Raw genomic sequence first — 26176 nt, forward strand, 5'->3', positions numbered from 1 at the left:
ATAAAGGTAAGATGAGTATTTTGCAAGGAATCCTTGATACGTATGCTCAGTTTTTTGACTTGGACATGTGGATTAAAGTGTTGCAAGATCCAGTATCTTGGGGATTAATTGGTACACTTGTTGTACTTGAAGGGTTGTTATCTGCTGATAACGCACTTGTGTTAGCAGTAATGGTAAAACACCTTCCTGAAGAGAAACGTAAAAAAGCATTATTCTATGGACTTATTGGAGCTTATATATTCCGCTTTATTGCAATTGGAATTGGAATGTTCTTAATTAAATTATGGTGGGTAAAACTTCTTGGTGCACTTTACCTTGCTTGGTTATCAGTAAAATACTTTATTGATAAGCGTAAAGGTGCAGGTGAAGAAGAGGAAGCTCATGGTATGAACCAAAACAGTATTTTCTTCAGAATGTTCGGTGTCTTCTGGGGAACAGTTGCAATGGTCGAATTAATGGATATCGCATTCTCTGTAGATAGTGTACTTGCTGCATTTGGTGTATCTAATGAAGTTTGGATTTTATTATTAGGCGGAATGCTAGGTATTTTAATGATGCGTGGTATTGCCGGTGTATTCTTGAAATTGTTAGAGCGTATTCCAGAGCTTGAAACGACAGCATACATTTTAATCTTAATTATTGCATCGAAAATGTTACTATCTTTAATCGAGATTGAGATTAGTCATACACTATTCTTTATTATTTTAGTTGTAGCATTTGGAGCAACATTTATAATTCACTACATGAAGAATTCTGGACAAGCTAAAGAAGAAGTTGCAGCTACTAAAGAAGACAATAAATAATTGAAATGGGTTTGCTCGTTTTGTGAGCGCCCATTTTTTATAACCAAAAATAGTTTATAATAGAAGAAGGACTTAGAAAAAACGTAAATGTTTTTGGAGGTGAACTGTTGTGTTTTCACGTTTTACACTTCAACCATATGCATTAAAAGATGAATCAGATTTAAAGCAATTTGAAACGCTTTTAGAAAAACGTCCACAATATGAACTGACAGAGAATGAGATGAAATTTAGTTATATAGCATGTCGAATCCTTGGCGTTCCTAATGATGTAGATGAATATTTTAATGAACTGTTTGATTATAGTGAAGCGAAAGGAATCGAAGTTTTACACGAACAAAATTTAAACAAAGTGATTGATTCGGAAAAGCTTCGTCATATTCAAGAAGTGTTCGGATTACATCAAGAAGCACCAAATGGTCTGACAGTAAATAGGTTAGTTGCACACTTATCTGGGAAACAACTTTTACCGAAAGTAGACAATCCTGATTTACAGCATTACATACATACGACGTTTATTTCACTATTGAAATTATATGAGAAACAACATAATCAGTCATTAAAGACAGAAGGCTTCCGTCGTTTCTTAATCGACATAATTAAACTAAGCGAAAATTACGTAGCGAAGTGGTTCTCTACAATTAACTATAAGAAACAAATGCCGCGTATCGTTTGGTATGGTGATGCACAGGAAAGCCGTATATATTTCTTATACTTTCTTATTATGCTCGGTTGTGATGTGCTTTATTATCATCCAGAAGGAAAAGATGGATTTGAGAATGTCGATGAAGAGGGAAGGACCTTTATTGTGTCTCATCCAGGCCGTATTTCTCTTGAACCATTTCCAGATCGCCGCCGCGAGCGTGTGGCAACAGTAGCGTATCAAGCTTCAAAAGAAATTGAGCAAGTACTTCACCACGATAATTCACTGCTGTACAAGCCGTGGCAATTCCGTTCCTATACGCCTGTAGCTCGTACACTAAAAACAACATATGATGAACTCTTTTTAATTACGAAAGAAAAGGCGTTTGTACGTCCGACATTCTTTGTTGAAAATAAACACATTTATATTCCTTCTTTATTTGCGAAAATATCAGGTGTTTCAAAGAATGATAAAGAGTATTTTCAACGATTAAAGGCTGTTACATCATTTGATAATAGTTTATTAATTAATACATTCCCGTTTACGAAAGAACAAAAAGCAAATTTCCAATATCATTACCGAGATGCATTAGACCGTGGGGGGAAATTACATCCTGATCTAATTATGAATAGCCATTGGTGGCCGCATAAGCGTTTACCGGAAGGTTTACAACATGGGATTGCAGAAGCGATTATCCATACGTGTGAAAGTGAAATGTGCAAACCAATTGCGAAAGAGACGAAACAAGATGTAGCGCTATATGTTTTCGCGCAACTTTCTCAAATACCACCGAATATTTTAGAACAGCTTGAGAAATTTGATTATTCACAAGATGTACCGAAAATTGTTATATTTAATAATGAGAAGAGTGGAGAGTTAACTCGTTCTGATGCTGTTTTATTACTATTTTTAAATCAAATTGGAGTAGATGTATTCCATTTCAATCCAACGGGAAGAAACGATATTGAACCGTATATTGAAGCGGGGGCATTTGATTCCCATTGGCTTGAAGAGGTTAATTTCGATCTTGAGTTTCATGGTTCATCAGCTTATAAAAATTTATCACAAACAATAAAAGGACTATTTCGTCCATTTTTATAAGGAAAGGGAGAATACTATATGAATAACCCAGTCGTACTAGATCCGAAAACAGAATTAAATGAGCAAACAGCACAAGATGTTCGCTTACAACTTAGAAAAGATGCGGATGTACAACGTATTTATAATGCGGTAGATATTAAAGATCAATTAGAATTAATTGAACTTGGAAAAGAACCTTCTATGGAAATTTCACGTTTTGCTGATCAAATTTTACATACAATGTCATTATCAAAGATAGAAGATTCTGGTGAATTATTAAAACAGCTTGGTAAAATTATGGACAGATTTGATAGCAAAGACTTTGCGGAAGAGAAAAGTGGTTTCTTCTCACGTATGTTCAAAAAAGCGGATAAAATGATAGAACAAATTTTTAGCAAGTATCAAACGATGGGCCGTGAAATTGATAAAGTATATGTGGAAATTACGAAGTACCAAGATGAGATGAAAAAATCAATTGGTACGTTAGATGGCTTGTATGAGCAAAACTTAAAATATTATTTAGACTTAGAGAAGTACGTAGTAGCAGGAGAAATGCTATTAGAGCGTTTAAATACAGAATTAGTTCCGATGTATGAAGAGCGTGTGCGTAATAATGATCAATTAGCAGGTATTGAATTAGAGTCGCTTAAAAACTCTGTTGAAATTTTAGAACAACGTATTGATGATTTAGAAAAAGCACGTATGGTTGCGTTACTTACAGCACCACAAATTCGTATGATTCAACGTGGTAATAATAAATTAATTGGTAAAATTAATACAGCATTTATTACAACGATTCCTATTTTTAAAAATGGTATCATTCAAGCGGTAAATGCGAAGCGTCAAAAGCTTGTTGCAGATTCTATGGCTGAATTGGATCGCCGTACAAATGAATTACTTAAGAAAAATGCACAAAATATCGCAACGCAAAGTGTAGAAGTAGCAAGATTATCAGGTTCTTCTAGTATTAAGATGGAAACGCTTGAGGAAACTTGGAACATTATTTCAAGAGGTATGCAAGAAACACAACAAATTGAAGAGCAAAACAAACGTGAGCGTGAAGAAAGCCGCAAACGTATGGCTACATTAACTGAGAACATTAAAAAAGAATTACAAGGGTAAATGAAAAGGCAATGAGGACTATTCCTCATTGCCTTTTAGTTTCTCTTCACTAATTTAATAATCTCATTCACAACAAGTGGAATGATACTTAATAAGAGAACAAATTCCCAATCTCGCATCGTTAATGCATGTACACCGAATATATTTGCAAGAGGTGGGATAGAGATGATACAAACTTGCATTAAAATACCGATAAGAAGAGAGAAGACTAAATATTTATTTGTAAATACCCCAATTGAAAAAATGGATTTCGTTCTTGAACGCAAGTTAAATGAATGAACGAGCTGAGAAAAACTAAGAACGACAAATGCCATCGTTTGAGCGTGTAATAGAGCATCGTCATCAATTCGCTCTGGGAAAAGAGGGAATAAATTTGTATCTCCGGTATAGAATTTTGCTCCGGCGATAAAAGCTATTAGCGTTAAAAGTCCAATGATAACTCCATTGAAAATCAGGAAAGGAACGCTGCCACTAAATAAGCTTTCTTTCGCATGTCGTGGTTTTTCCTTCATCACATCTGGATCTTCAGGATCAACCCCAAGTGATAATGCAGGCAGTGTATCTGTAATTAAATTCACCCACAAAATATGAATAGGTCGTAGTGGTGTTGCCCAGCCGAGTAAAATTGCTAAAAATAAAGCGATAATTTCTCCGAAGTTACAAGAGAGTAGAAAGAGAATTGATTTTTTTATGTTACGATAAATATTTCTACCTTCTTCAACGGCTTTCACAATAGATGAGAAATTATCATCTGTTAACACGACATCTGCTGCCCCTTTTGCAACGTCTGTTCCTGTAATGCCCATCGCTACGCCAACATCAGCTTGCTTTAAAGATGGTGCATCATTGACACCATCACCAGTCATAGAAACGATATTTCCTTTCGCGCGTAATGCCTTTACAATTTTCACTTTATGCTCTGGAGAGACTCTAGCGAATACATTTAAATGATTAATTTTGCTAGCTAGTTCTGTATCAGAAATGTTATCTAATTCAGTTCCAATCATAATTTCCGATATTTCTTCAGCAATGCCAAGTTCTTTGGCAATTGCAAAGGCGGTATCTTTATGGTCACCAGTAATCATAACTGTGCGAATACCGGCTTTTTTACATTCTTTAATTGAATCTTTCACTTCAGTTCGCGGTGGATCAATCATACCGACAAGACCAATAAAGATAAGATTTTCTTCAAGATGATTTATATCCACATCGTTTGAATCGTATTGTTTAAATGCGAATGAAAGTACTCTTAAAGCTTCTTGAGACATTGATCCGGCAGCTTCTAATATTTGATTTTTATCAGAATCAGTTAAAATCTCGATTTTGCCGTTTTTAAAAATATGGGTACATCGAGGTAAGAGCTTATCGATAGCGCCTTTCGTCATGCTATAGTAGCTTTCATCGTATGTATGTACGGTTGACATCATTTTACGATCTGAATCGAAAGGTACTTCGTTAACACGTTCATGTATTTTTTCTAAATAATCTTTTTGCATGTTAAAAGTGGTTCCAGCAACGAGAAGTGCAATTTCAGTCGGGTCTCCCGTTTGTGATTCGTTATTATAAGACGCATCATTACATAGCACCATATTTTCTAACAATAGACGTTGCGCATCATTATTTACATTTAAACTTTCTAAGCGATCGTATGTGTTATCACTATAAAAGTGAGTAACGGTCATTTTATTTTGCGTTAACGTACCTGTTTTATCTGAACAAATAATTGTGACAGAACCGAGGGCTTCAACAGCTGGTAGTTTGCGAATGATAACGTTTTGTTTAATCATACGTTGCACACCAATTGCAAGAACGATGGAAACGATAGCTGGCAAGCCTTCTGGAATAGCTGCAACGGCTAAACTAATAGCAGTCATAAACATTTCTAACGTATCCCGGCCTTGTAAAAAACCGATGAGGAACATAATGATACAAATAGCTACAGCGACAAAGCCTAAATATTTTCCGACTTGTGCTAAGCTTTTTTGAAGTGGTGTCATATCATCATCTGCTTCATGTAAAAGGGTAGCAATCTTACCAATTTGTGAGTTCATTCCAGTTTCAACAGCAACACCGACGCCTCTTCCGTATGTTACAAGAGTAGACATAAAGGCCATGTTTTTTTGATCGCCGAGTGGTACTTGTTCATCACTTTGCATGGAAGGGTGGTAGATTGCATCTTTATCAACAGGGACAGATTCACCAGTTAGAGCAGATTCTTCAACTTTTAAATTTGCGGTTTCAATAAGGCGTAAATCGCAGGGGATATATCGTCCGGCATCGAGCATAACGATATCCCCTGGAACGACGTGTTCAGATGGAATTTCTTTTAGTTCACCATGTCTCTTGACGATAGCTTTAGGTGTTGCCATCTTTTTTAGTGCCTCTAAAGCTTGTTCTGCTTTAGATTCTTGGACAACACCGATAACAGCATTTAAAACTACAACAAGCGCGATAATACTGGCATCCGCCCATTCACCTACAAAGGCAGAAATAAGGGCAGCAATAATAAGGACATATACGAGGACGTCATTAATTTGGGCGAAAATACGCTGCCATAAAGTGCGTTTTTGTTTTGTAGCTAATTCATTAGAACCGTATTGCTTTAAACGTTCACTTACAATTTCATCTGTTAAACCGTGTTGTTCGTTTGTTTCTAGGTCAATTAATGTTTGATCTTTCGTCTTACTGTACCAATTGCTCATAAGTAAGCACCTCCAGTAAAAACAGTTAGCAATGGTAGTGTTGCTATTATTTGTGAGTAGTATGTATGGAGAAAAAATCTAAGATGAGGTTCTACTTCTATTGTACAATATTTTACAGTTGGTTGAGGGAAAGAGATGAGTTGTCATGAATTTGTTGGAAATAAAAAAGAGCCTCATATAAGAGAGGCTTTTTTACTTTTTAATTAATGTACCTAATTCTTCTGTAATAGCTTGCATTTCACTAATGCTGAATGTTTCACGTTTCATAACATGATCATAAATGTCACGTAAATCTTCGTACATTTCTTCGTTAAAACTAGCAGCTCTCATCGCTCCAGCATTAACCATACGTAATTTTTCTTTAATAGCTTCGACCATATATTCAACGTTTTCTTCTGACTTTACGGATAAATCCACCGAAGTGTCCCCCTTTAAAATAACATAAGGCTATCTTAACATTTTTTATCATTTTCGTTAATGAATCTTTTCAATCCCATTAAATTAGTAGGGATTTCCTTTATATTTAATAATTGGTTGTTTATACTATAAGTATATATTAAGAAATGCACCAAGAAGGGAAGAAACAAAAGTATGGTTCAAGTATTGTTTGTTTGTCTTGGGAACATTTGCCGTTCTCCGATGGCAGAAGCGATTTTTCGAAATCTTGTCGTAAAAGAGGGACTTGAAGAGAAAATTGTCATTGATTCTGCAGGAACTGGAGATTGGCATGTTGGCCATCCGCCACATAAAGGAACACAAAAAATTTTAAAAGAAAATGCAGTCACTTTTGAAGGAATTAAAGCAAGGCAAGTAGAAAAAGAAGACTTAACAAAGTTTGATTATATTATTGCCATGGACAACAAGAATATAGCAGATTTAAAAAGTTTAGGTAAAACTGGAGGCTATATTGGTAGGCTGTCCGACTTTGTTCCAGACGGTGGCTGGACAGACGTTCCTGACCCTTACTATACAGGGAATTTCCAAGAAGTATATGACCTTGTAACAGAAGGGTGTGCAAAGCTATTAGCTTTCATTCGAAATGAACAAGGAATATGAGGAAGCTTAGAAAGAAATACTTTCTAACATAAGAAATGAAAGGGTGAAGGAATATGGCAAAGAAAAATAATATTGCTCGAAACATTGCGATTGGTGTAGCGGCAGGTGTAGCTGTATCCATGTTAAAGAAAGAAAACCGTGAAAAAGTAAAAAATACAGCAGAAAAAGCAAAAACAAAGATGATTGAAATTGGTGAAAATGCAAAGATCAAAGAAAAAGTGCAAACTGTTACAGATAAAGGACGCGAACTTGCTGATTTCAATGTGGTAAAAGCGAAAGTAGCAGAAATTAAAAAATTAACACCATCTGTTGTAGAGACGTTAAAAGAAACGAAAGAAATTTTTAGTAAGAAAAAAGTTGAGCCAGAAGAAAAGCCAGAAACGATTGAAATTCAAGCTGTATCTCCAAAGGTAGATGAGCTGAAAGCAGAAGAAGAGCCAGTAGTTGCTGAAGATGGTGGTATGAAAGAAGCGCGTGAATTATTTATGAAAGACTCAAATGCAGTGGAAAAAAAAACTGAAGCGTACATTGAGTTAAAGCAAGATAAAGAAGAGAAGAAAAGCGTTTAAACATATATGAGAAAAATTTTAGAAAAGGTGAGAAGAAATCGTACTTATTCGTTTGGTAAAGATTTATATGACCGGACGATGCGCGATGATGTAGCGGGCTTGGCAGCACAGCTCGCTTATTTCTTCTTGCTTGCAATTTTTCCTGGGCTCGTTTTCTTAATTACGCTTCTTGGATTTATTCCCATTCAAACAGAGGATGTGCTTAGTTTATTAGAGGTTTATGTACCAGATGATGCAATGAACTTAATTGAGGTAAATGTAGATAAAGTTGTAAACCAGCAAAATGGTGGTTTATTATCATTTGGTTTATTATCCATGTTATGGTTTGCCTCAAATGGTGTTAATGCGGTTATGAATGCTTTTAACCGCGCTTATGACGTGAAGGAAACACGTTCTTTTATTACAACAAGAGCGTTATCAATTGTGTTTACATTAGCTATTATTTTTATGATTGTCTTTGCGTTAATTGTTCCGGTATTCGGACAAGTTATTGGAGCAGCAGTGTTTAAAGCACTCGGTTTATCAGATAGTTTTTCTTTCGTGTGGAGCATTACACGATTAGTAGCGAGTTTCTTCGTGCTATTTGCTTTGTTTAGTTTCTTATATACATTTGCCCCAGATCGAAAGTTAAAAAGAAGAGAAGTTATTTCAGGGGCGTTATTTGCTACTGTAGGATGGATTGTGGTATCGTACTCATTTGCTTATTATGTAGATAAGTTTGCGAATTACGCCAATACATATGGTGGTCTCGGTGGTATCATTATTTTAATGTTATGGTTTTACTTAACTGGATGGGTAATTTTACTTGGCGGTGAAATTAATGGTTTACTCCACCATTATAGAACCGGTGACAATAATTCCCGTAATGAATAATGAGCTCTTGTTCCATAATAAAAAGGAACAGGGGGGATATTTCATGAGTAATAATAAAAAGAACCATAACAATAAAAGTAATAATAAACAAAAGAGCAGTTCGCATCCAAAGCATAAAACGAGTAGCAGTGCGAACGGTCATAATAGCTATCATTAAAAAAACGGGTCCTCTATGAGGGACCCGTTTTATTTGCTGCCTTTTAATAATCGTAAGCCATTCAAAATGACAAGAATCGTACTTCCTTCATGGCCAATAACACCGAATGGAAGAGCTAAAAATTGCAAGAAGTTTGAACAAATTAGCATGGCAATAACGGCTAGCGAAAAGATTACGTTTTGCTTCACAATACGGTTCATTCGTTTTGATAAACGAATTGCTTGGGAAAGACGAGATAGTTCGTTCTTCATCAGTACAACATCCGCAGTTTCTAAAGCTACATCTGTTCCTTCTCCCATTGCGACACCAATGCTAGCAGTAGCTAGTGCAGGTGCATCATTTATACCGTCTCCGACCATTGCTACTGTACCGTATTTTTCTTTTAACTTTTTAATCGTTTCAACTTTTGTTTCTGGTAAACATGATGCGTAATATTCCTTTATATTACTTTCAGAGGCAATTGCTTTTGCCGTTTCTTCATTATCTCCAGTAATCATAATTGCTTCGACACCAATGCTTTGTAATTCACGAATAGCAGCTATTGTTTCTTGGCGAAGCGTATCTTTTAAAGCGATAAGTCCAAGAATGCCTCCCTCATCACTAATATAAACGACAGTTTTACCTTCCTTTTCAAGTGAGGCAGAAATACCATTATGAAATGTTTTTGTTTCTTCACCGATAAAATCAGCTTTACCTATTTTATAAGCAGTGTTTTCCAATATTCCTTTTAGCCCAAAACCAGTTACATCTTCAACCTTTTCAGGTTTTTTTAATGTAATGTCGTACGCATGTTGTGCATATTTAACAATAGATTCAGCCAAAGGATGTGTAGAGTGACTTTCAATGGATGCTGTAATAGAAAGTACTTCTTTTTCTGTCATATTTTCTCGAACATATACATCTGTTACGGTAGGTTTTCCTTCTGTTAATGTTCCTGTTTTATCAAAGGCGATTGCTTTTACTGAAGCGAGGCGTTCTAAATGTATGCCACCTTTAAAGAGAATTCCATTTCTTGCTCCGTTAGAAATTGCAGATAACGTTGCTGGTGTAATGGCAGCAACGAGTGCACAAGGAGATGCGACTACAAGTAAGATCATAGCGCGATAAAACGTTTCATTCCAGCTCCAGTCAAGTAAGAAATGAGGAACGAACATCATAAGCGCAACAACGAGTAGTACACCTTTTACGTATGTTCCTTCAAACTTTTCGATGAATAGTTGTGATGGTGATTTTTCACTTTGTGCACTTTGGACGAGACGGATAATCTTTTGGAATAATGTTTGATCGCTTGGCTTCGTAATTTTAACTTCGATAGCACCACGTAAATTTACAGTACCTGCAAATACTTCATCGCCATGTCTTTTCTCATTTGGAATAGGTTCTCCCGTGATTGCTGCTTCATCGATATTTGTTTCACCGTTATGAATCGTACCGTCAGCAGGAACACGTTCACCTGGTTTAATTAAAATAATGTCGTTAATTTGTAACCCTCCAACAGGAACACGTTCCTCAGTTCCGTTAGAAATACGTAATGCTTCTTCGGGTTGTAAGTCAAGAAGAGCAGAAATTTCTTTTTGGCTTTTACTTAGCGTATAAGATTCCATAGCACCGCTGAGCGCAAAGATAAAGATTAAGATAGCCCCTTCTGCCCAGTAGCCAATAATTGCAGCACCAATAGCTGCAAAGAGCATTAGCATTTCAACATTTAGCTCTTTTTCTTCAATCGTATCTTCAATGCCTTCTTTCGCTTTTGCATATCCACCAACTATATAAGCAAGGATATAGCAAGTAATACCTACATTCATTGCATCGTTCTTTGTGAATAACCAGCCAACTAAAATAAAAATACCAGATGCTACTGCAAATACAAGTTCATAATGTTTTTTTAATGTGTCCCATAAAGAGGGATGGGAAATTGTTTCTTTTGCCTGTAACGTTTTTACTTCTGAGTTCATTACTACCCGCTCCTTCCGAATTCTTATTGAGAAAAATAATCAAAATCGAAACCCCTATAAAACGACGAAAGCTGCCATCCATAATGGATAGCAGCATTTCTGTTGAATCTGTTTTTAATAGTTATTATGTTGTAATTATTCTATATTATATCATATGTTTTTATGAGATGGTACGGTTTTGTTTCAAGTATAAACGGAAAACTTGTGTTTTCGCAACTCCTCTGGTATATATGAATATTGTTCATAAAAAGGTCGGAAAGGAAGACAACAAGTGAGGACAGAGAAATTTTTTACCCATCCGATTGGCGTATTTATTGCTGCAATAGTAGCAACTTTTTTATGGGGAAGCGCATTTCCTTTTATTAAGTTAAGTTATGTTGAACTTGGAATTCAACCACAAGAAGTTGGAGAGCAAATATTATTTGCCGGTTATCGTTTCTTTTTATCTGGAGTCATGCTCTTATTATTCTTTAAAGTGTTAGGAAAAGATATGAGCTTCAAAAAAGGAACAGGGAAACAGTTAATACAAATTGGTTTATTCCAAACGTTTCTTCAATATATCTGTTTTTACATTGGAATGAGTTATAGTTCAGGAATTGAAGGAGCTATCATTTCAGGGACATCATCATTCTTTCAAATTTTACTCGCCCATTTTTTATATAAAGATGATGCTCTCAATATGAGAAAAATAATTGGGGTATCGATTGGTTTTTGTGGCGTCATTTTAGTAAATGTGCCGAGTGATGGTAGCTTATCATTTCATTTTGGGATCGGAAGCTTATTACTTCTTAGTGCAGCAATGCTGTATTCATATGGAAACATATTAGCAAAAGAAGGTAGTAAAACATTAGATGTTGGCTATATGACAGCATACCAAATGGTTTTTGGTTCTATAGGATTATTATGTATAGGGGCTTTACAAGTTGGAGTCATGCCATTTACATTTAGTCTACATGTAATACTTATGCTAATTTATTTATCTTTCTTATCTGCAGCTGGTTTTTGCATTTGGAATACAATTATGAAGTACAACAAGGTTGGAAAAGTATCTATGTACATGTTCTTTATACCCGTATTTGGTGTGTTATTATCGAGCATGATTTTAGGTGAAGCAATTCATTCATTTGTGCTACTCGGTTTAGCATGTGTAGCCGCGGGAATCATTGTGGTAAATAGGACACCAGCTAAGCAAAAAATGGAGCAAGAAAAACAAGTAGCATAGAGAGCAGAAAAGCGATTACAATGGAAGAACAGTACTGTTCTTCTTTTTTCATAGAAAAAGGATAATAGACTAAGTGTAACGAAAAAAGATACAAAAAGCATTTATTGAGGAGAAAATATTATGAATCTACTTTACGTGGTGTTAATTGGGCAAATATTTCTTTTTTTTATTGGTGCAATTTATGCAATGGGGCAGACAAAAAGAACGAAAGATAATATGCCGTTACCTTTAGCAATTCGTCTTATTCTTAGTTTTTCTTTAACAGGTAGTGCAATTTGCATATGGTTACAAGATCCATCTGTAGAGTATAGTACGTGGGTTGCACTTGGTATGACTTTATCGACTGTGGGAGATTTGTTTATGGCTGGGCTGATTCCAATTGGTCATCGATTAATTGGAGGGATGGTTACTTTCGCTCTTGCTCATTGCTTTTATGTAAAAGCATTTTTGCAAACAGGAATTTCATGGAATGGTTTTTGGATTGGCTTACTCGTATATGGGCTCTTTCTAATTGTAGGATGGTTCTTCTTTATCCGAAATGATAAACAGGATAAGTTGTTTACGATAGGAGCTCTAATTTACGGATTGTGGGTTGGAGGAATGGCTTGCTTTGCATTCGCCTTATATTATGAAAATACAGGGATATGGTGGATACCAGCGTTTGGTGGCTTACTGTTTGTAATTTCTGATTTCATTATTGGCGTGACAGATATCGGAGGGCGTAAATTGAAGTATGAGCCACTTTGGATTTGGCTTACATATGTAGCTGCTCAAATGTGTATTGTATATGTGGGATTATAAAAAGATACTCTCAAAAATAGTGGATAGACTATTTTGAGAGTATCTTTTTTGCTTGTTAATTTGATCAGTATTTTTATTTTAAAATTTCTGATATTATAATTTTACAATTCAGAATTTTGTAGAAAATCACCGGTCGTATTATTTATAATAAAAGTAAAAAGATGATGAGTTGGTGAAATGATGCAAAAGAAAAAACGTTGGCGTGAATTCTTTGGAACTATTGCAATTGCATGTTTATTGGTGTTTTTGGCGAAAATTTTTGTGTTTTTTCCGACGACTGTAAAAGGAGCATCTATGAGGCCAACGTTGCAAGATGGAGATAAGGTGATTGTTAATAAGTTAGCAAAACAATTTGAAAGCTATGGGAGAGAAGATATTATTGTTGTGAAAACAGATAATTTTTATGTCAAAAGAGTGATTGGATTGCCTGGAGATATAATTGAGATGAGAAATGATCAATTATATGTAAATTCTGAAGTGAAAGATGAAGAGTATTTGGATAGTAATAAAAAACAAGCAGAAAAAAAACTTATGAATTTAACAGAGGACTTTGGACCGATTACAGTTCCTAAAAATAAGATTTTTGTTATGGGAGATAATCGCTTAATAAGTAAAGATAGTAGAAATGGTTTAGGTTTTATTGATAGAGAAGATGTGTTAGGAAAGTTAGCAGGCATTTATTATCCGTTTGAACATATGAAAATAATAAAGTAAAAAAACCAAGCAAATTTTAGTTTGCTTGGTTTTTTTGTTAAACAGTAGGAGATTCGTTTGATACAGAGATATCTTCATGTTTCTTTGTAGTACTTAAAACAAATTTATGTTGTAGTAATTGTAGTTTAAATAACGCCAAAGGATCATGATATGTTTCTGGATTGCTTCTTAGCGTCGCTAATGTTTGCTCGTCTTCCTGTATCTCAAGTTGAGCTGCATCTACATTTTGTTTCAATATATTAAGTGGATCTTTGAAGAACATCATGATATCACGTTCTAATGCACCTTCAAATACTTCAAATTGAAGGAAGAATTGTTTGGAAATTGTGTGAGCAATTTCTGTATAGTCTTCTGTTTCAATATATTGTTTATATTTGTTGGCGAGCATAGATTGGTTTTTTTGCATATTACCAAATAATTTTCCGGCACTTTTTAAGAAAAACTGTGTCGGTGTAAAGCGTAATAAAATATTGATGTTCGTTACTGTAATTCGATTTGTCATTCGTGCAACATCTCGATTCCAATCATCTAATAATTTGAAATCGCAAGGAAGTTTCATACGTTCTTCTTTATATAATTTATTAAACGTTTCACTCATTTCATCTAAATAAGCTTGAGCTTGAATAAATTCATTATGTGCTGTTTCAATCCATTCTTGAATAGACCCAGTAAATTTAGGAAGAAGTACCTGTTGTACATGCTTTTGAACACGTTCATTCATTGCAGCATTTAATTCTTCATGAACTAGTTTGAAATCACTATCTTCTTGAACAAGATCAGAGCAACTCTGTAATAATTCAGGAATTTGAGAATGTATATCTCGTGTAATTTCTTCTTTCGTTAAAAGATAGGATTCGGTAATAGAGCGAATTTTATCTTTTTCAAGAGCAGTAAGGTTATTAATAAATCCAGTAAGTTTCACTGAGATGTGTTTATTCCAGCGTACGGATTTTACTAATGTATTTTCTAATTCCACACGTTCATTTATGAGATAAGCAATTGTCTTTTGTGTAAACCATATTAGCTTTTCTATACGTTCTTTTTCTATATCGCGTTTTGCAAGATTAGAGAGAATAGATTCTGTTACATCTCCAAGTTGCTGGCTACTCTCTTGCGAAGGAGAGTATGGGAAGAATTGTGCATCTGGAAAATGTACTTTAAGTTTACTAATTAGTTTTTCATTAGTAGTCGTATTATTTGTGTGTAATACGAAGTGAATTTGTAAGTTTGGTACTTGTTCACGTAAATAAATTAATGTATCAATTTCTTTACTATGCAATGGTGAAGAAGAATTTAATACGTAAACAAAACTATCTGCTGCTTGTAAGTATTCAAAGTATGCATTGTTTTTATCCAATTGCTCTTGAATGGATGGTGTAAGAAGAAATGTAAACTTATTTTTTCTTAAAAACCTACTTGGTAGCTTAATTTCTATACATTTTTTCTCAAGTTCTGACTGAGCAGATGTAGCCGTTATTTGATGGAATTCATCAAGGTTAGGGATATTTCGTATATCTAACTCGGTAAATTCTGTTATTTCAGTTTGACTAGCGTCTTTAAATAGAATAGGAGTTGTTAAAGTTTCAGTTAAGATGTTCTCTCCCAATATTGAATTAACAAATGATGTTTTATCATGGTCACTAGTTCCAGCTATTAGTAGTGGTGTGACATTTAAATCACATAGTTCATGGACTAGTAGCGTAAATTGATGACTTAAATCTACATCATTTTTCTCAGCCCATACAGCGATTGTTTCGAATAAATGAGAAACTGTTTCCATATTTACATCTGCTTCAGCTGATGTATTAGAAAGTAAGGATCCAGCACTTTTTACGAGTAATGATTCTAAAGTTGTAGGTGAGACTTCATTCCATGCTAACACTGCTGCAGAGACAACTAGAGAATCTTTTGCTTTCGTTAAACTAAACCAATTTGTTAATAAATTTGGTACAAGTCCGTTTAATTCATGCATAAAATGATTTCCGGTAATTAATGCAAAGTATGTTTCTTGATAGCGAGTAGAAATTTCATTCCAATCGTCATTATTGTCTGTTTCAATATGCAAGAATAAATGATTAATACTTTGAATCCAAGGAAGGTATAAGGATTCATGTTGATAGCTATTCCAAAGAGCAATAACAAGCTCTTTAAATTGAGCTTGATCAACAGCATATAGAGCTTTTAAAGACTCATAGAAATATTCAGGCTTAATATTTTTTGTAAATCCTTTGTTTATGTAATTTATTAACGTATCAAACCAGTGTAAAGATTGTGTTCGAATACCTTCTTGAACAGCTAGTTCGATAGCGTTGTTCCAATCTTCTTGTTTTTCATAGAAAGAACGTGCAATTGCAGTAATATTTGGATAATCCGGTTGGAATGCAACAGCTTCACTAATCGTCTTAAAAGCGAGTCCTAAACGATCTTGTTCGATATAAAGAGAAAGAAGTTGTAAGGAAACCTCCATCGTAAGAGTTGTATCTTCCGTTTGAATAGATTGATAAATTTCTTCTGCCTTTGGTAAGAATCCTAGTTCAAAATAAGCATCTGCAATATTTTTTGTCGCCCAAAGTGCAAGAGCATTATTTACTTTTTCCCATTTAAATATAGCTGCTTCAAAATCTTTATTTTGATAATAAAATTCACCTTGAGCAAATCGAATATTAGAAATGTTGGAGAATTCATTTTTAGATTCATTTATATATGCTTCACCGAGTACTTCCGATGCAGGAGTAGAAGTTTCTTCTGTTAAAAATGTTTTATAGTAAACTTTTTGAATAAATTGATTTTCAATGGTCATGTTCGTTCCCCCCTGTATAATTTAGAAAAATGATGTCGTATGTAAAAGGGTGTATGTTCTTTTAATAGGTAGAAGTTGCATTATATAGACCAAACTATGTTTTTGCTAGATATATCATTTTTCTTGAGAGTTAAACCGTTGCGAAAAGTAACTTTCCTTTATTGTAACAAAAAAACACGCATATGAATTTTTATTTTTTATCGGGTTATTTGCGGGCAGTAAGAATCTAATCTCAAAATTGTTGAATGTAAGTAAGTTATGTGGGAGTCGGGATGTCTGTAGAAGCAAGATTGGCATAGGTTAATAATTAGTAGAGGATGAACAAAACGCCCACTGATTAAAGTTTCACTTTATCTCTGTTAAAGGAAAGAATAGAAGTAGAGTTCATTATAAAAACAATGTATAGTGAATATGTATACCATGTTTGCCTTAAAGATAGAAAGGGTACAATGTGGAATAACGATCGTGCATAGGATGTGTCTTCCGAATGGAACAACATATTGGCGAGTTAATCGCGCATTATGGCTATTTTGGAATTGTTATAGCTTTGGCTGGTGGTATTGTCGGATTACCGATACCAGACGAGTTTTTATTGACCTTTGTTGGTTATAATGTTTCAAAAGGAGTTATGTCAGGAACTGCTGCTTTTTTAAGTGGGATGGCTGGTGCGATGTTAGGGATCACGTTAAGCTACATATTAGGTTTAAAACTTGGGCTCCCTGTTTTAAAGAAATATGGGCCGAAAATTAGAATTAAAGAACATCACATTGAAAAAACACATATTTTATTTGAAAAATATGGGCCATTTCTTTTAATGATTGGTTATTTTATACCGGGAGTACGTCATTTAACGGCATATTTTGCTGGGGTATCAAATTTGACACTTTGGCGTTTTTGTTTGTACGCTTACGGTGGTGCGCTCATTTGGATAAGTGTTTTTATTGGGCTTGGCTGGAAGTTAGGCGAGAAGTGGCGCTTCGTTGAGTATAGTTTACATCATTATGGAATATGGATTTTATTAATTTCAGCAGTTGTTACATGTGTTGTATGGTTGTACATAAAGAAAAAGAAAAACCGCTAATAGCGGTTTTTTTAGCTGAAAGCAATAAATAATACACCAGCTGTAATAAAGACTACACCAACACCGGTCATAAAGTTTAACTTTTCACCGAGGATAATCATAGCGAGAATGATAGAAAATACGACGCTTAATTTATCGACAGGAGCTACTTGTGAAACCTTTCCTGTTTTGAGGGCAAGAAAATAAAATAGCCATGACGAAGCACCTGCAACCCCACTTAATGTGATAAATAGCAGTGCTTTTTTATTTAGCAGTACGTCGCCGATATTTTGAAATTTACCTTGTATGATAATAACGCCTATCATAAATAATGCCATAATAATAGATCGAATTGTTGTTGCAACGTTTGCATCGATGCCGTCTAAACCAAACTTTCCAAAAATAGATACAAGGGCAGCAGCAATTGCTGATAATAGTGCAAATAAGAGCCACGAACTCATAGTAAAATTCCTCCAATCTTACAGTATTATACATGAAAATGATTCTCATGTATAAAGTTGAAGCAATTGAGCTTTATAGAAAGCGCGACTTCAACTTAACTTCTTGCTCCACCTGAATTTTAAGGTGGGAGTTTTACTGCCTGTAAATAGTGGGCTAAATAACGAAATAATCCCCACCTTATATTTTTAATAAGGTGGGGATTATTATACTACTCTGCAATTTCCTCATATAAAAAGTACGTTACATTATAAATATGTTCTACTTCATCGTCTGTCATAAACAGTAATTCGTCACGCTCAATCCCTTTTTTCTTTTCAATAAACTCAATCATATTTTTGCGTTCTTCTCTCTTCATCAATTTTATTTCTCCTCTCAATCTGTTTTAATACAGTTTATTTAAGTTACTGCTATTATATAACAGAATCTTTGGAAAGTTCCACCTATTTTATTATTTTTTTTAAAAGAACTTTTCGACAAAACAAGCCCACCTAAGGGGGGCTTGTTTTATTTTATAGTCGTAAAAACTCAGGCTCCGTCGTACCCGCACCATCAATGTAATAAATTGTGTCGGGATTGATTTTGATCAATACGTAATTAGGGTCTTCAGGACCGAGTAACCAACGTTTTAAGCTATTATTCCAAAACTTGTTTTTTAATGTTGAGTCTTCCTCGATTGAAGCTAACCCTTCAACTTCAATATAATCTTCATCTAATTTTTTTCCTTCTCGTCCGAGTAGTACATGGACATTAGGATTTTGTTCAATATCTGTTATTTTTTTTGATTGTCGATCTGTTGCAACATATAGTACAAAATCTTCATGGAAAAACATCATAAAGGCGCTATGAGGTTTCTCATTTCGTACTGTAGATAATACACCAGTACGTTGACCTTGAATAATAGTTGCGATTTTTTCTTTTAAGTGCATAATTTTAACCCCTTTTCACAATTTATAATTCTGTCTGTTTAAACAAGATAATTTAAATATCTTTCATACTGTTTTCTTCAATCCGATTTTTTAAACGTAATTGTGATGAAATCGGACAAGTTAGGAGAAGAATAATAATAATATTGAGGAGAAATACATACGATGGAAGGATGAAAAGCATGTTTAATAAAATATTTCTTATAGTAGCGCTTATAGGTGTACCACTATCTGTACTTGGAAAAACATTTCATTGGCCAGAAACAATTATGTTCGCTGTGTATTGTATTACGATTATCGCATTAGCTGGTTTTATGGGGAGAGCAACAGAGAGTTTAGCAATTGTTTCTGGTCCTAGAATAGGCGGATTATTAAATGCTACTTTCGGTAATGCTGTTGAACTTATCATTTCAATTTTTGCACTTCAAGCAGGGTTAATTGAAGTGGTGTTAGCTTCTTTAACCGGTTCTGTACTTGGAAATTTATTATTGGTAGGAGGGTTATCTTTCTTTGTTGGAGGTCTTAAATACAAAAGACAAAGTTTTAATGTATATGATGCAAGGCATAATTCAGCTTTATTAATATTTGCTGTTGTTGTGGCCTTTGTTATTCCAGAGATCTTTTCAATGAAGATGAACGCTGGCAAGACGTATCAATTAAGTATAGGTGTTTCTATTATTATGATTATCATGTACCTTGCTGCATTACTATTTAAGTTAGTTACGCACCGTGGTGTATATCAACATAAAAGTGACGAAGTAGCGCATGAAGAAGAGCCAGAGTGGTCAAAAGGGAAGGCGCTCCTTATTTTAGCGATAGCAACACTGGCAGTAGCTTATGTGTCAGAGGCACTCGTACATACTTTTGAAACTGTTGCAAAGTCATTTGGCTGGTCAGAGTTATTTATAGGGGTTATTATCGTTGCAATTGTTGGGAATGCAGCGGAACATGCGTCTGCAATTATTATGGCTTATAAAAATAAAGTAAATATTGCAGTCGAAATTGCAATAGGCTCTACATTACAAATCGCCATGTTTGTTGCTCCTGTATTAGTATTGCTATCTATGTTCTTCGCGCAAAGGATGCCTTTAGTATTTACCATACCAGAACTTGTGTCTATGATTACAGCTGTTTTCTTAACGATTGCGATTTCAAATGATGGAGATACAAACTGGTTTGAAGGTGGCACTTTACTAGCAGCGTATGTCATTATGGGAATTGGTTTTTATTTATTATGAAAAATAGGCATAACAATTGCGCTCAGAGAAAACAATAAACGAAGTAGTATATATACCTACATAGGAAGGAGCCAGACAGGTGAAACGAGTATACAGCATATGTCTTTCAACTATGGTCTCGTTTATTTTATTATTTCCTAACATGAGTTTTGCAAAGACAACAGTAGGAACAAAAATGCCTTCATCTGTTTTAAATATTTCTAAAGACAATACATTTCCAAATGATGCGCAAGATTTACCGCGTTTACAGCCGAGTAAGTTTGCTCAAGAATTATTAAAAACAGCAAATATTAAAATTGAAAATCCGGACTTAATTCGAATGTTTAATGAAACGACAATTTCGAATGCGCCGCTTGCGGTAGGGTACCGAGCAAAGATTTATTTAGGGCAATGGGCTTTACATTATGAATCGATTGATACATCGGTTAATTGGGAATATAAACAAGTAAATCGCAATGTTTACGATAATCGTGGAGGAGATCGCCTATATCCACTTCGCTATAAGCAAGAAACACAAAAGACGGTTGAAGGCGATTTAACAGCAGATATGAAAGATGCTGCAGATGTGAAAAAAATGATGCTTCTCAAAGCACTTGAAAAAGTACAATTCCCCCTTTCGTTTAAAACGACCATTGGTTATGGTACTGGACATGAGCGTGTGTATAATATTAGTCCGAGTCAACTCGGATATTTATACGCTTATACACCAGCAGTAAATGAAAAAGGAAAAGTAACATTTGGAGAAGTGTATCTTGTATTAAAGGGAAATCAAAAAAGACTTGTTGTGAAAAATATTACTTCTCAAGGAATTGGAGCTGCTATTCCAATTCATGATCATTTGTATTTTAAATTCATTTCTTCTTCCCACTCGCAATAACATGAAAAAACGTCAGCTTATAAGCTGACGTTTTTTTATAATGTAATGTTTGCTGTTTTTGATAAGAAATCTTCTGTCGGATAGTAGCTGTTTTTTACAAGAACATTTGGTCCAAGACATTTTACTGCAGGACAGTGACAGCTTAATGATTTTGCTGTTTTTGAAGCGCTCCATTTTTCATAAGCTTCTTGTAATGTGTTTGTTTGTATGTTTCCTAGAAGTGGAACATCACCAAAATCAGTAACGATAATATTGCCATCAAAAATATTTACATTTAAGCGTGAACGACCATCTGGATCGTTACGAACAGTTACATTTTTGCTCTCTTGTAACTTTTTAAATGTGGCAATGTCTCGCTCGTCATCGCTACAAGCATAGAAAGGTAAAGTTCCAAATAACATCCATACATTTTCATCGCGAATTTCTAGTAAATGCTCAATCGCATCACGAATTTCAGCTTTTGTTAAAATCTCTAGATTACTCGCGAAGTCACTTGGATACATTGGATGAACTTCATGACGTTTACAGCCCATCTCTTCGACGATTTGGCGGTGAATATGTTCAATATGTGGTAGAGTTCTTTTGTTTAACATTGTTTCGGCAGATACAAGTACACCTGCATCTGATAGAGCCTTACTATTTGTAATCATTCTTTCGAATAATTTTGCACGTTGTTCGTAAGTAGGTTTACGCTCCATCATTGCAAATCCGCCTTCAACGAAGTCATCGATTGTTCCCCAGTTATGAGAGATATGCAATACGTCTAAATAAGGAATAATTTGTTCGTAACGTGCTAAATCTATAGTTAAGTTAGAGTTGATTTGAGTGCGAACGCCTCGTTCATGGGCGTATTTTAAGAGTGGTGTTACATAGTTGTCGACGGATTTTTTTGAAAGCATAGGTTCTCCGCCAGTAATACTTAAAGAACGTAAATGAGGAATCTCATCTAATCGTTTTAATAAAAGATCCATCGGAAGCGGATTTGGGTCTTTCGGCTGTAACGTGTAACCAACAGCGCAATGCTCACAGCGCATATTGCATAACGTCGTCGTTGTAAATTCAACATTTGTTAATAGTAGTTTGCCGTACTCTTCAAGGTCCATATACGCTTCCCATGGATCGTAAGAAGGAGTAATCGGCTTCATTTTTTGTGATATCGTCATATGAAATACTCCTTTGACTATTGAAATAACAATTTGTCCATTCTCTATAATAGAAGAATATGTGCTTTTTATAAAGTGAAACTTTTTATCATGAAAAGAGAGAGGGCTTACATTATAGTGGATGACTGTGACAAAATTGATGAAATTTCATGCCCATAGCAATCGTTTTTGCGGTATAATAAAAGCAACTCGAATTAAAAGGAGAGTGCCTTCATGGGAAAAGCAATTCAAGATAAAGATACACAATTAGTATATTTAAAAGAACGTTTAAATATGTTCATTGAAGTAATTGATACAATTGAACCCGAAGAAGTAGAATTAGAAGATGTAGATCGTCTTCTTGCAATGTTAGATGAATTAGAATTAAAATGTGAGCAATTTAAAAAAGACGAATAATATATTAAAAAGGCTACCAATTCCGATTTGGTAGCCTTTTTCTGTTCGGGTAATAGAAGGACGATAGAAAAAGAGGTATAATCAAGTTGTGAAAAATTTCATTTATGCTCTAATAGCGTGAAATAAATAGCTAAAGAGCATAACAATTGAATTTTCAGCTCATAACGTTTTGGTAGCGTTCACAATTGAGGGGGAAGTAACAATGGAAAAGCTTCAAGAAAGCATGTATCAACTAATTGTTGAAACGTCAACGAACTTACCGAAAGATGTTCGTCGTGCGATTCAACAAGCGAAAGAGCGAGAAAATGCAGGGACTCGTTCTGCGATGGCACTTGGCACAATTACAAATAATATTAAAATGGCCGATGATAACATCTCGCCGATTTGCCAAGATACAGGGATGCCAACGTTTAAAATTTATACACCAGTTGGTGTGAATCAATTAAAGTTGAAGGAAGCTATCTATAATGCGCTTGAGCGGGCGACAAAAGATGGTAAACTTCGTCCCAATTCTGTTGATTCTCTTTTTGGAGACAATAGTGGAAATAATTTAGGACCAGGTACACCGGTGATTAAGTTTGAACAATGGGAAAAAGATTATATTGATGCACGTTTAATCCTAAAAGGTGGTGGCTGTGAGAATAAAAATATTCAATATAGCTTACCGTGTGAACTAGAAGGACTTGGACGAGCTGGCCGTGATTTAGAAGGGATTCGTAAATGCCTTCTTCATGCAGTATATCAAGCACAAGGGCAAGGATGTAGCGCTGGTGTAATTGGTGTTGGTATCGGGGGAGACCGCACATCAGGTTATGAATTAGCAAAAAATCAATTATTCCGTACATTAGATGATGTCAATCCAGTACCAGAGTTACAACATCTTGAAGAGTACGTATTAGAAAATGCGAACAAGCTTGGCATTGGTACGATGGGATTTGGCGGAGAAACAACTTTACTTGGTTGTAAAATTGGCGTCTATAATCGTTTGCCAGCTAGTTTCTATGTATCTGTTGCGTATAATTGCTGGGCATATCGTCGCCTTGGTGTGAAAATCCATCCTGAAACAGGAGACATTATGGATTGGCTATATCAAGAAGGGGAAGATACACTTCAGCATGAAGTACAAGAAAAAACAGAGCAACGTGAGATTGTATTACAAGCACCAATTACAGAAGAGCAAATTCGTGAACTTCGCGTTGGTGATGTTGTAACAATTAATGGCATGATGTATACAGGTCGTGACGCAATCCATAAGCATTTAATGGATAATGATTGTCCAGTAGATTTAAATGGACAAATTATTTACCACTGTGGTCCAGTTGTTGTGAAAGATGAAAATGACAATTGGCAAATTAAAGCGGCAGGTCCAACGACAAGTATTCGTGAAGAACCGTACCAAGGCGATATTATGAAGAAATTCGGTATTCGCGCTGTCATTGGAAAAGGCGGTATGGGTGCGAAAACATTAGCGGCTTTAGAAGAACATGGCGGTGTATATTTAAACGCAATCGGTGGTGCAGCGCAATATTATGCTGAATGTATTAAAGAAGTGAAAGATGTTGATTTCTTACAATTTGGTATTCCAGAAGCAATGTGGCATTTACGTATCGACGGGTTTAAAGCAGTTGTAACGATGGACTCTCATGGTAATAGCTTACATGCAGATGTTGATAAAACATCACTTGAAAAATTAGCTAGCTTTAAAGAGCCAGTATTTAAGTAAATAAAAAATGCATCTCGAATGATTCGAGATGCATTTTTTTGGTATATATAGAAAAACATGTTCAGCATGAAAGAATGCGTTGCAACAGAAACTACAAGTACGATTATATATGGAAAGGAGACTATTTATGAAATATAAATGGTTATATATCGGTCTCATTTTTTCAATTATGATGGCACTTGTTCCAGTTTCAGCACTGGCTTATACAAATACTCCACATAACTGGGGAATCCCGCGTCCTAAAAATGAAACAGTACCAGATGCAGGAAAGTTATATACAGATTTACTACAAAAAAATGGCGGGTTTTATTTAGGAGATACGAAGAAAAAAGATATTTATTTAACATTTGATAATGGATATGAGAATGGATACACAGGGAAAATATTAGATGTATTAAAAGAGAAAAAAGTACCAGCAACTTTCTTTGTAACGGGACATTACATTAAAACACAAAAAGATTTATTGTTAAGAATGAAGGATGAAGGACACATTATTGGAAACCATTCTTGGAGTCATCCTGATTTTACAGCGGTAAATGATGAGAAACTTCGTGAAGAATTAACGAGTGTAACAGAAGAAATTAAAAAAGTAACTGGGCAAAAAGAAGTGAAATATGTACGTCCTCCGCGCGGTGTATTTAGTGAAAGAACGTTAGCTCTTACGAAAGAAATGGGCTATTATAATGTATTTTGGTCACTTGCATTTTTGGATTGGAAAGTGGATCAGCAAAGAGGATGGCAATATGCGCATAATAATGTTATGACGATGATTCATCCAGGATCTATTTTATTACTTCATGCAATATCAAAAGATAATGCAGAAGCACTTGCAAAAATCATTGATGATTTGCGCGAGAAAGGGTATCATTTTAAAAGTCTAGATGACTTAGTAAAAGGCAATCAACCGTAAGCATGTATGCTTACGGTTTTCTCATGCTATAATGATGTGTAAAAAGGATGGGGAAACGTATGTGGAGCGAGCATGTTACGTTAGAGTATCCGTATCATTTTGAAGAGGTATTAAAACGTTTATCTTTTGATCCTCTTAACGTCATTCAATTAGATGAGAAAGTTATTTATATCCCGCTTTGTATCGACGAGGAACAGGTTGTTGTTCGCTTACAAGGGATTGGTACTGTTCAAAATCCACAGTTTTGGATTTCTAGTCAGACAGGAGATCCAGAGAAAGTCATGAAACGAATGAGAGCCATTTTTCATTGGAATGAACCGTTTCAAGATATACAAAATCATTTTTTAAACACATCATTACGTCCACTATTTGAAACATATGCTTATACTCCAATTATTTTAGAATTTGATTATTTTGCTTGTCTGCTTCGCTGTATCATTCACCAACAAATAAATTTGAAATTTGCTACTGTGTTAACAGAACAATTTGTGAAACGGTATGGAACAGAGAAGAACGGTGTATTCTTTTTCCCCACTCCGGAAATAGTAGCAAATATTTCAATAGAAGAATTGAGAGAGCAGAAGTTTAGTCAGCGAAAGGCTGAATATATAGTAGGATTAGGTCGAAGTATTGTCAGTGGTACATTAAATTTAGCGAGTATAGAAAATGGGACGGAAGAAGACATTTCAGCACAATTGTTGCCAATTAGGGGAATTGGTGCATGGACAGTGCAAAACTTTTTAATGTTTGGGCTTGGACGGAAAAATATGTTCCCGAAAGCGGACATTGGGATTCAGCGTGCAGTGCAAGGTATATTTCAATTAGATGATAAACCTGATGATGCATTTTTAGAAAAATTGAAACAAGAGTGTGAACCATACTGCAGTTATGCAGCGTTATATTTATGGAAAAGTATAGAGTAGAGGTGTA

Annotated in this window: 24 protein-coding genes; 16 read left to right on the forward strand and 8 right to left on the reverse strand. The window is 35.0% G+C overall.

The window, feature by feature from the left end; translation table 11 throughout:
• Positions 1–11: 11 nt before the first annotated feature.
• The 3 genes from MKY21_RS02275 to MKY21_RS02285 all read left to right on the forward strand — a co-directional run bounded on the left by MKY21_RS02275 (position 12) and on the right by MKY21_RS02285 (position 3645).
• Positions 12–803: a TerC family protein gene (locus MKY21_RS02275; RefSeq protein ID WP_000025688.1), complete on the forward strand. Its 792-nt coding sequence runs from the start codon at positions 12–14 to the stop codon at positions 801–803.
• A gap of 109 nt (positions 804–912) precedes the next feature.
• Positions 913–2544 carry a YceG family protein gene (locus MKY21_RS02280; protein WP_000492867.1) on the forward strand — a complete coding sequence of 544 codons (1632 nt, stop codon included), beginning with the start codon at positions 913–915 and terminating at the stop codon, positions 2542–2544.
• A gap of 18 nt (positions 2545–2562) precedes the next feature.
• Positions 2563–3645, forward strand: coding sequence for a toxic anion resistance protein (locus MKY21_RS02285; RefSeq protein ID WP_001064405.1), 1083 nt, complete (start codon positions 2563–2565; stop codon positions 3643–3645).
• A gap of 35 nt (positions 3646–3680) precedes the next feature.
• On the opposite strand, the gene MKY21_RS02290 is transcribed toward MKY21_RS02285, so the two are convergent.
• Positions 3681–6347, reverse strand: a complete 2667-nt coding sequence (locus tag MKY21_RS02290; protein WP_341075345.1) for a cation-translocating P-type ATPase — start codon at positions 6345–6347, stop codon at positions 3681–3683.
• Between the two features lie 192 nt (positions 6348–6539).
• Positions 6540–6764, reverse strand: a complete 225-nt coding sequence (locus MKY21_RS02295; protein WP_000366196.1) for a DUF1128 domain-containing protein — start codon at positions 6762–6764, stop codon at positions 6540–6542.
• A gap of 174 nt (positions 6765–6938) precedes the next feature.
• On the opposite strand from MKY21_RS02295, the gene MKY21_RS02300 reads away from it, so the two are divergent.
• Genes MKY21_RS02300 through MKY21_RS02310 form a run of 3 tightly spaced genes read left to right on the forward strand, consistent with a single transcriptional unit; the run spans position 6939 to position 8845 of the window.
• A complete protein-coding gene (locus tag MKY21_RS02300) occupies positions 6939–7403 on the forward strand; it encodes a low molecular weight protein-tyrosine-phosphatase (RefSeq protein WP_000250916.1) in 465 nt (154 codons plus the stop codon).
• 53 nt (positions 7404–7456) lie between these two features.
• Entirely contained in the window at positions 7457–7972 is a 516-nt protein-coding gene (locus MKY21_RS02305) for a DUF4075 domain-containing protein (protein WP_001085388.1), read from the forward strand.
• 6 nt (positions 7973–7978) lie between these two features.
• Positions 7979–8845 carry a YihY/virulence factor BrkB family protein gene (locus MKY21_RS02310; protein WP_001226536.1) on the forward strand — a complete coding sequence of 289 codons (867 nt, stop codon included), beginning with the start codon at positions 7979–7981 and terminating at the stop codon, positions 8843–8845.
• Positions 8846–9031: 186 nt separating this feature from the next.
• Here MKY21_RS02310 and MKY21_RS02315 read toward each other — a convergent pair whose 3' ends face one another.
• Positions 9032–10957: a heavy metal translocating P-type ATPase gene (locus MKY21_RS02315; protein WP_001083770.1), complete on the reverse strand. Its 1926-nt coding sequence runs from the start codon at positions 10955–10957 to the stop codon at positions 9032–9034.
• A gap of 271 nt (positions 10958–11228) precedes the next feature.
• Between MKY21_RS02315 and MKY21_RS02320 the strand changes: the two genes are divergently transcribed.
• From MKY21_RS02320 to lepB, 3 genes are all read left to right on the forward strand, one after another.
• Positions 11229–12179: a DMT family transporter gene (locus MKY21_RS02320; RefSeq protein WP_341075348.1), complete on the forward strand. Its 951-nt coding sequence runs from the start codon at positions 11229–11231 to the stop codon at positions 12177–12179.
• 120 nt (positions 12180–12299) lie between these two features.
• Positions 12300–12980, forward strand: a complete 681-nt coding sequence (locus MKY21_RS02325) for a lysoplasmalogenase (protein WP_001051071.1) — start codon at positions 12300–12302, stop codon at positions 12978–12980.
• 177 nt (positions 12981–13157) lie between these two features.
• The gene (lepB, locus tag MKY21_RS02330) at positions 13158–13694 is read left to right on the forward strand and encodes a signal peptidase I (RefSeq protein ID WP_000983308.1); all 537 of its coding nucleotides are present in this window, start codon (positions 13158–13160) and stop codon (positions 13692–13694) included.
• 37 nt (positions 13695–13731) lie between these two features.
• Here the strand turns inward: lepB and MKY21_RS02335 are convergent, their stop codons facing one another.
• Positions 13732–16494, reverse strand: coding sequence for a tetratricopeptide repeat protein (locus MKY21_RS02335; protein ID WP_341075350.1), 2763 nt, complete (start codon positions 16492–16494; stop codon positions 13732–13734).
• Positions 16495–16981: 487 nt separating this feature from the next.
• Here MKY21_RS02335 and MKY21_RS02340 point away from each other — a divergent pair, with 487 nt between their 5' ends.
• Positions 16982–17575 (forward strand): DedA family protein, encoded by a 594-nt coding sequence (locus MKY21_RS02340; RefSeq protein WP_000434878.1) that lies wholly within the window; start codon positions 16982–16984, stop codon positions 17573–17575.
• Between the two features lie 11 nt (positions 17576–17586).
• Here MKY21_RS02340 and MKY21_RS02345 read toward each other — a convergent pair whose 3' ends face one another.
• The 3 genes from MKY21_RS02345 to MKY21_RS02355 form a co-directional block, all read right to left on the reverse strand.
• Positions 17587–18015: an EamA family transporter gene (locus MKY21_RS02345; protein ID WP_000100296.1), complete on the reverse strand. Its 429-nt coding sequence runs from the start codon at positions 18013–18015 to the stop codon at positions 17587–17589.
• 209 nt (positions 18016–18224) lie between these two features.
• A complete protein-coding gene (locus MKY21_RS02350) occupies positions 18225–18371 on the reverse strand; it encodes a BH0509 family protein (RefSeq protein WP_000817786.1) in 147 nt (48 codons plus the stop codon).
• A 154-nt stretch (positions 18372–18525) separates the two neighbouring features.
• Entirely contained in the window at positions 18526–18942 is a 417-nt protein-coding gene (locus tag MKY21_RS02355; protein ID WP_000550220.1) for a pyridoxamine 5'-phosphate oxidase family protein, read from the reverse strand.
• Positions 18943–19121: 179 nt separating this feature from the next.
• Between MKY21_RS02355 and cax the strand changes: the two genes are divergently transcribed.
• Complete coding sequence (gene cax, locus MKY21_RS02360) at positions 19122–20177, forward strand: calcium/proton exchanger (RefSeq protein WP_341075352.1); 1056 nt, start codon at positions 19122–19124, stop codon at positions 20175–20177.
• A gap of 79 nt (positions 20178–20256) precedes the next feature.
• The gene (locus MKY21_RS02365; protein ID WP_001986305.1) at positions 20257–21054 is read left to right on the forward strand and encodes a YfkD famly protein; all 798 of its coding nucleotides are present in this window, start codon (positions 20257–20259) and stop codon (positions 21052–21054) included.
• Between the two features lie 35 nt (positions 21055–21089).
• Here MKY21_RS02365 and yfkAB read toward each other — a convergent pair whose 3' ends face one another.
• The gene (gene yfkAB, locus MKY21_RS02370) at positions 21090–22217 is read right to left on the reverse strand and encodes a radical SAM/CxCxxxxC motif protein YfkAB (RefSeq protein WP_000156023.1); all 1128 of its coding nucleotides are present in this window, start codon (positions 22215–22217) and stop codon (positions 21090–21092) included.
• A gap of 213 nt (positions 22218–22430) precedes the next feature.
• On the opposite strand from yfkAB, the gene MKY21_RS02375 reads away from it, so the two are divergent.
• The 4 genes from MKY21_RS02375 (at position 22431) to MKY21_RS02390 (ending at position 26169) form a co-directional block, all read left to right on the forward strand.
• Entirely contained in the window at positions 22431–22613 is a 183-nt protein-coding gene (locus tag MKY21_RS02375) for an SE1561 family protein (RefSeq protein ID WP_000513558.1), read from the forward strand.
• Between the two features lie 202 nt (positions 22614–22815).
• Positions 22816–24336, forward strand: a complete 1521-nt coding sequence (gene fumA / locus MKY21_RS02380; protein WP_000413523.1) for a class I fumarate hydratase — start codon at positions 22816–22818, stop codon at positions 24334–24336.
• Positions 24337–24463: 127 nt separating this feature from the next.
• A complete protein-coding gene (gene pdaA, locus MKY21_RS02385) occupies positions 24464–25246 on the forward strand; it encodes a delta-lactam-biosynthetic de-N-acetylase (protein ID WP_000875956.1) in 783 nt (260 codons plus the stop codon).
• 59 nt (positions 25247–25305) lie between these two features.
• On the forward strand, positions 25306–26169 hold the full coding sequence (locus MKY21_RS02390) for a DNA-3-methyladenine glycosylase family protein (protein ID WP_000269421.1): 864 nt from the start codon (positions 25306–25308) through the stop codon (positions 26167–26169).
• The last annotated feature ends 7 nt before the right edge of the window (positions 26170–26176 follow it).

The organism is Bacillus sp. FSL R9-9497, assembly GCF_038005805.1.
Lineage (GTDB): Bacteria > Bacillota > Bacilli > Bacillales > Bacillaceae_G > Bacillus_A > Bacillus_A cereus.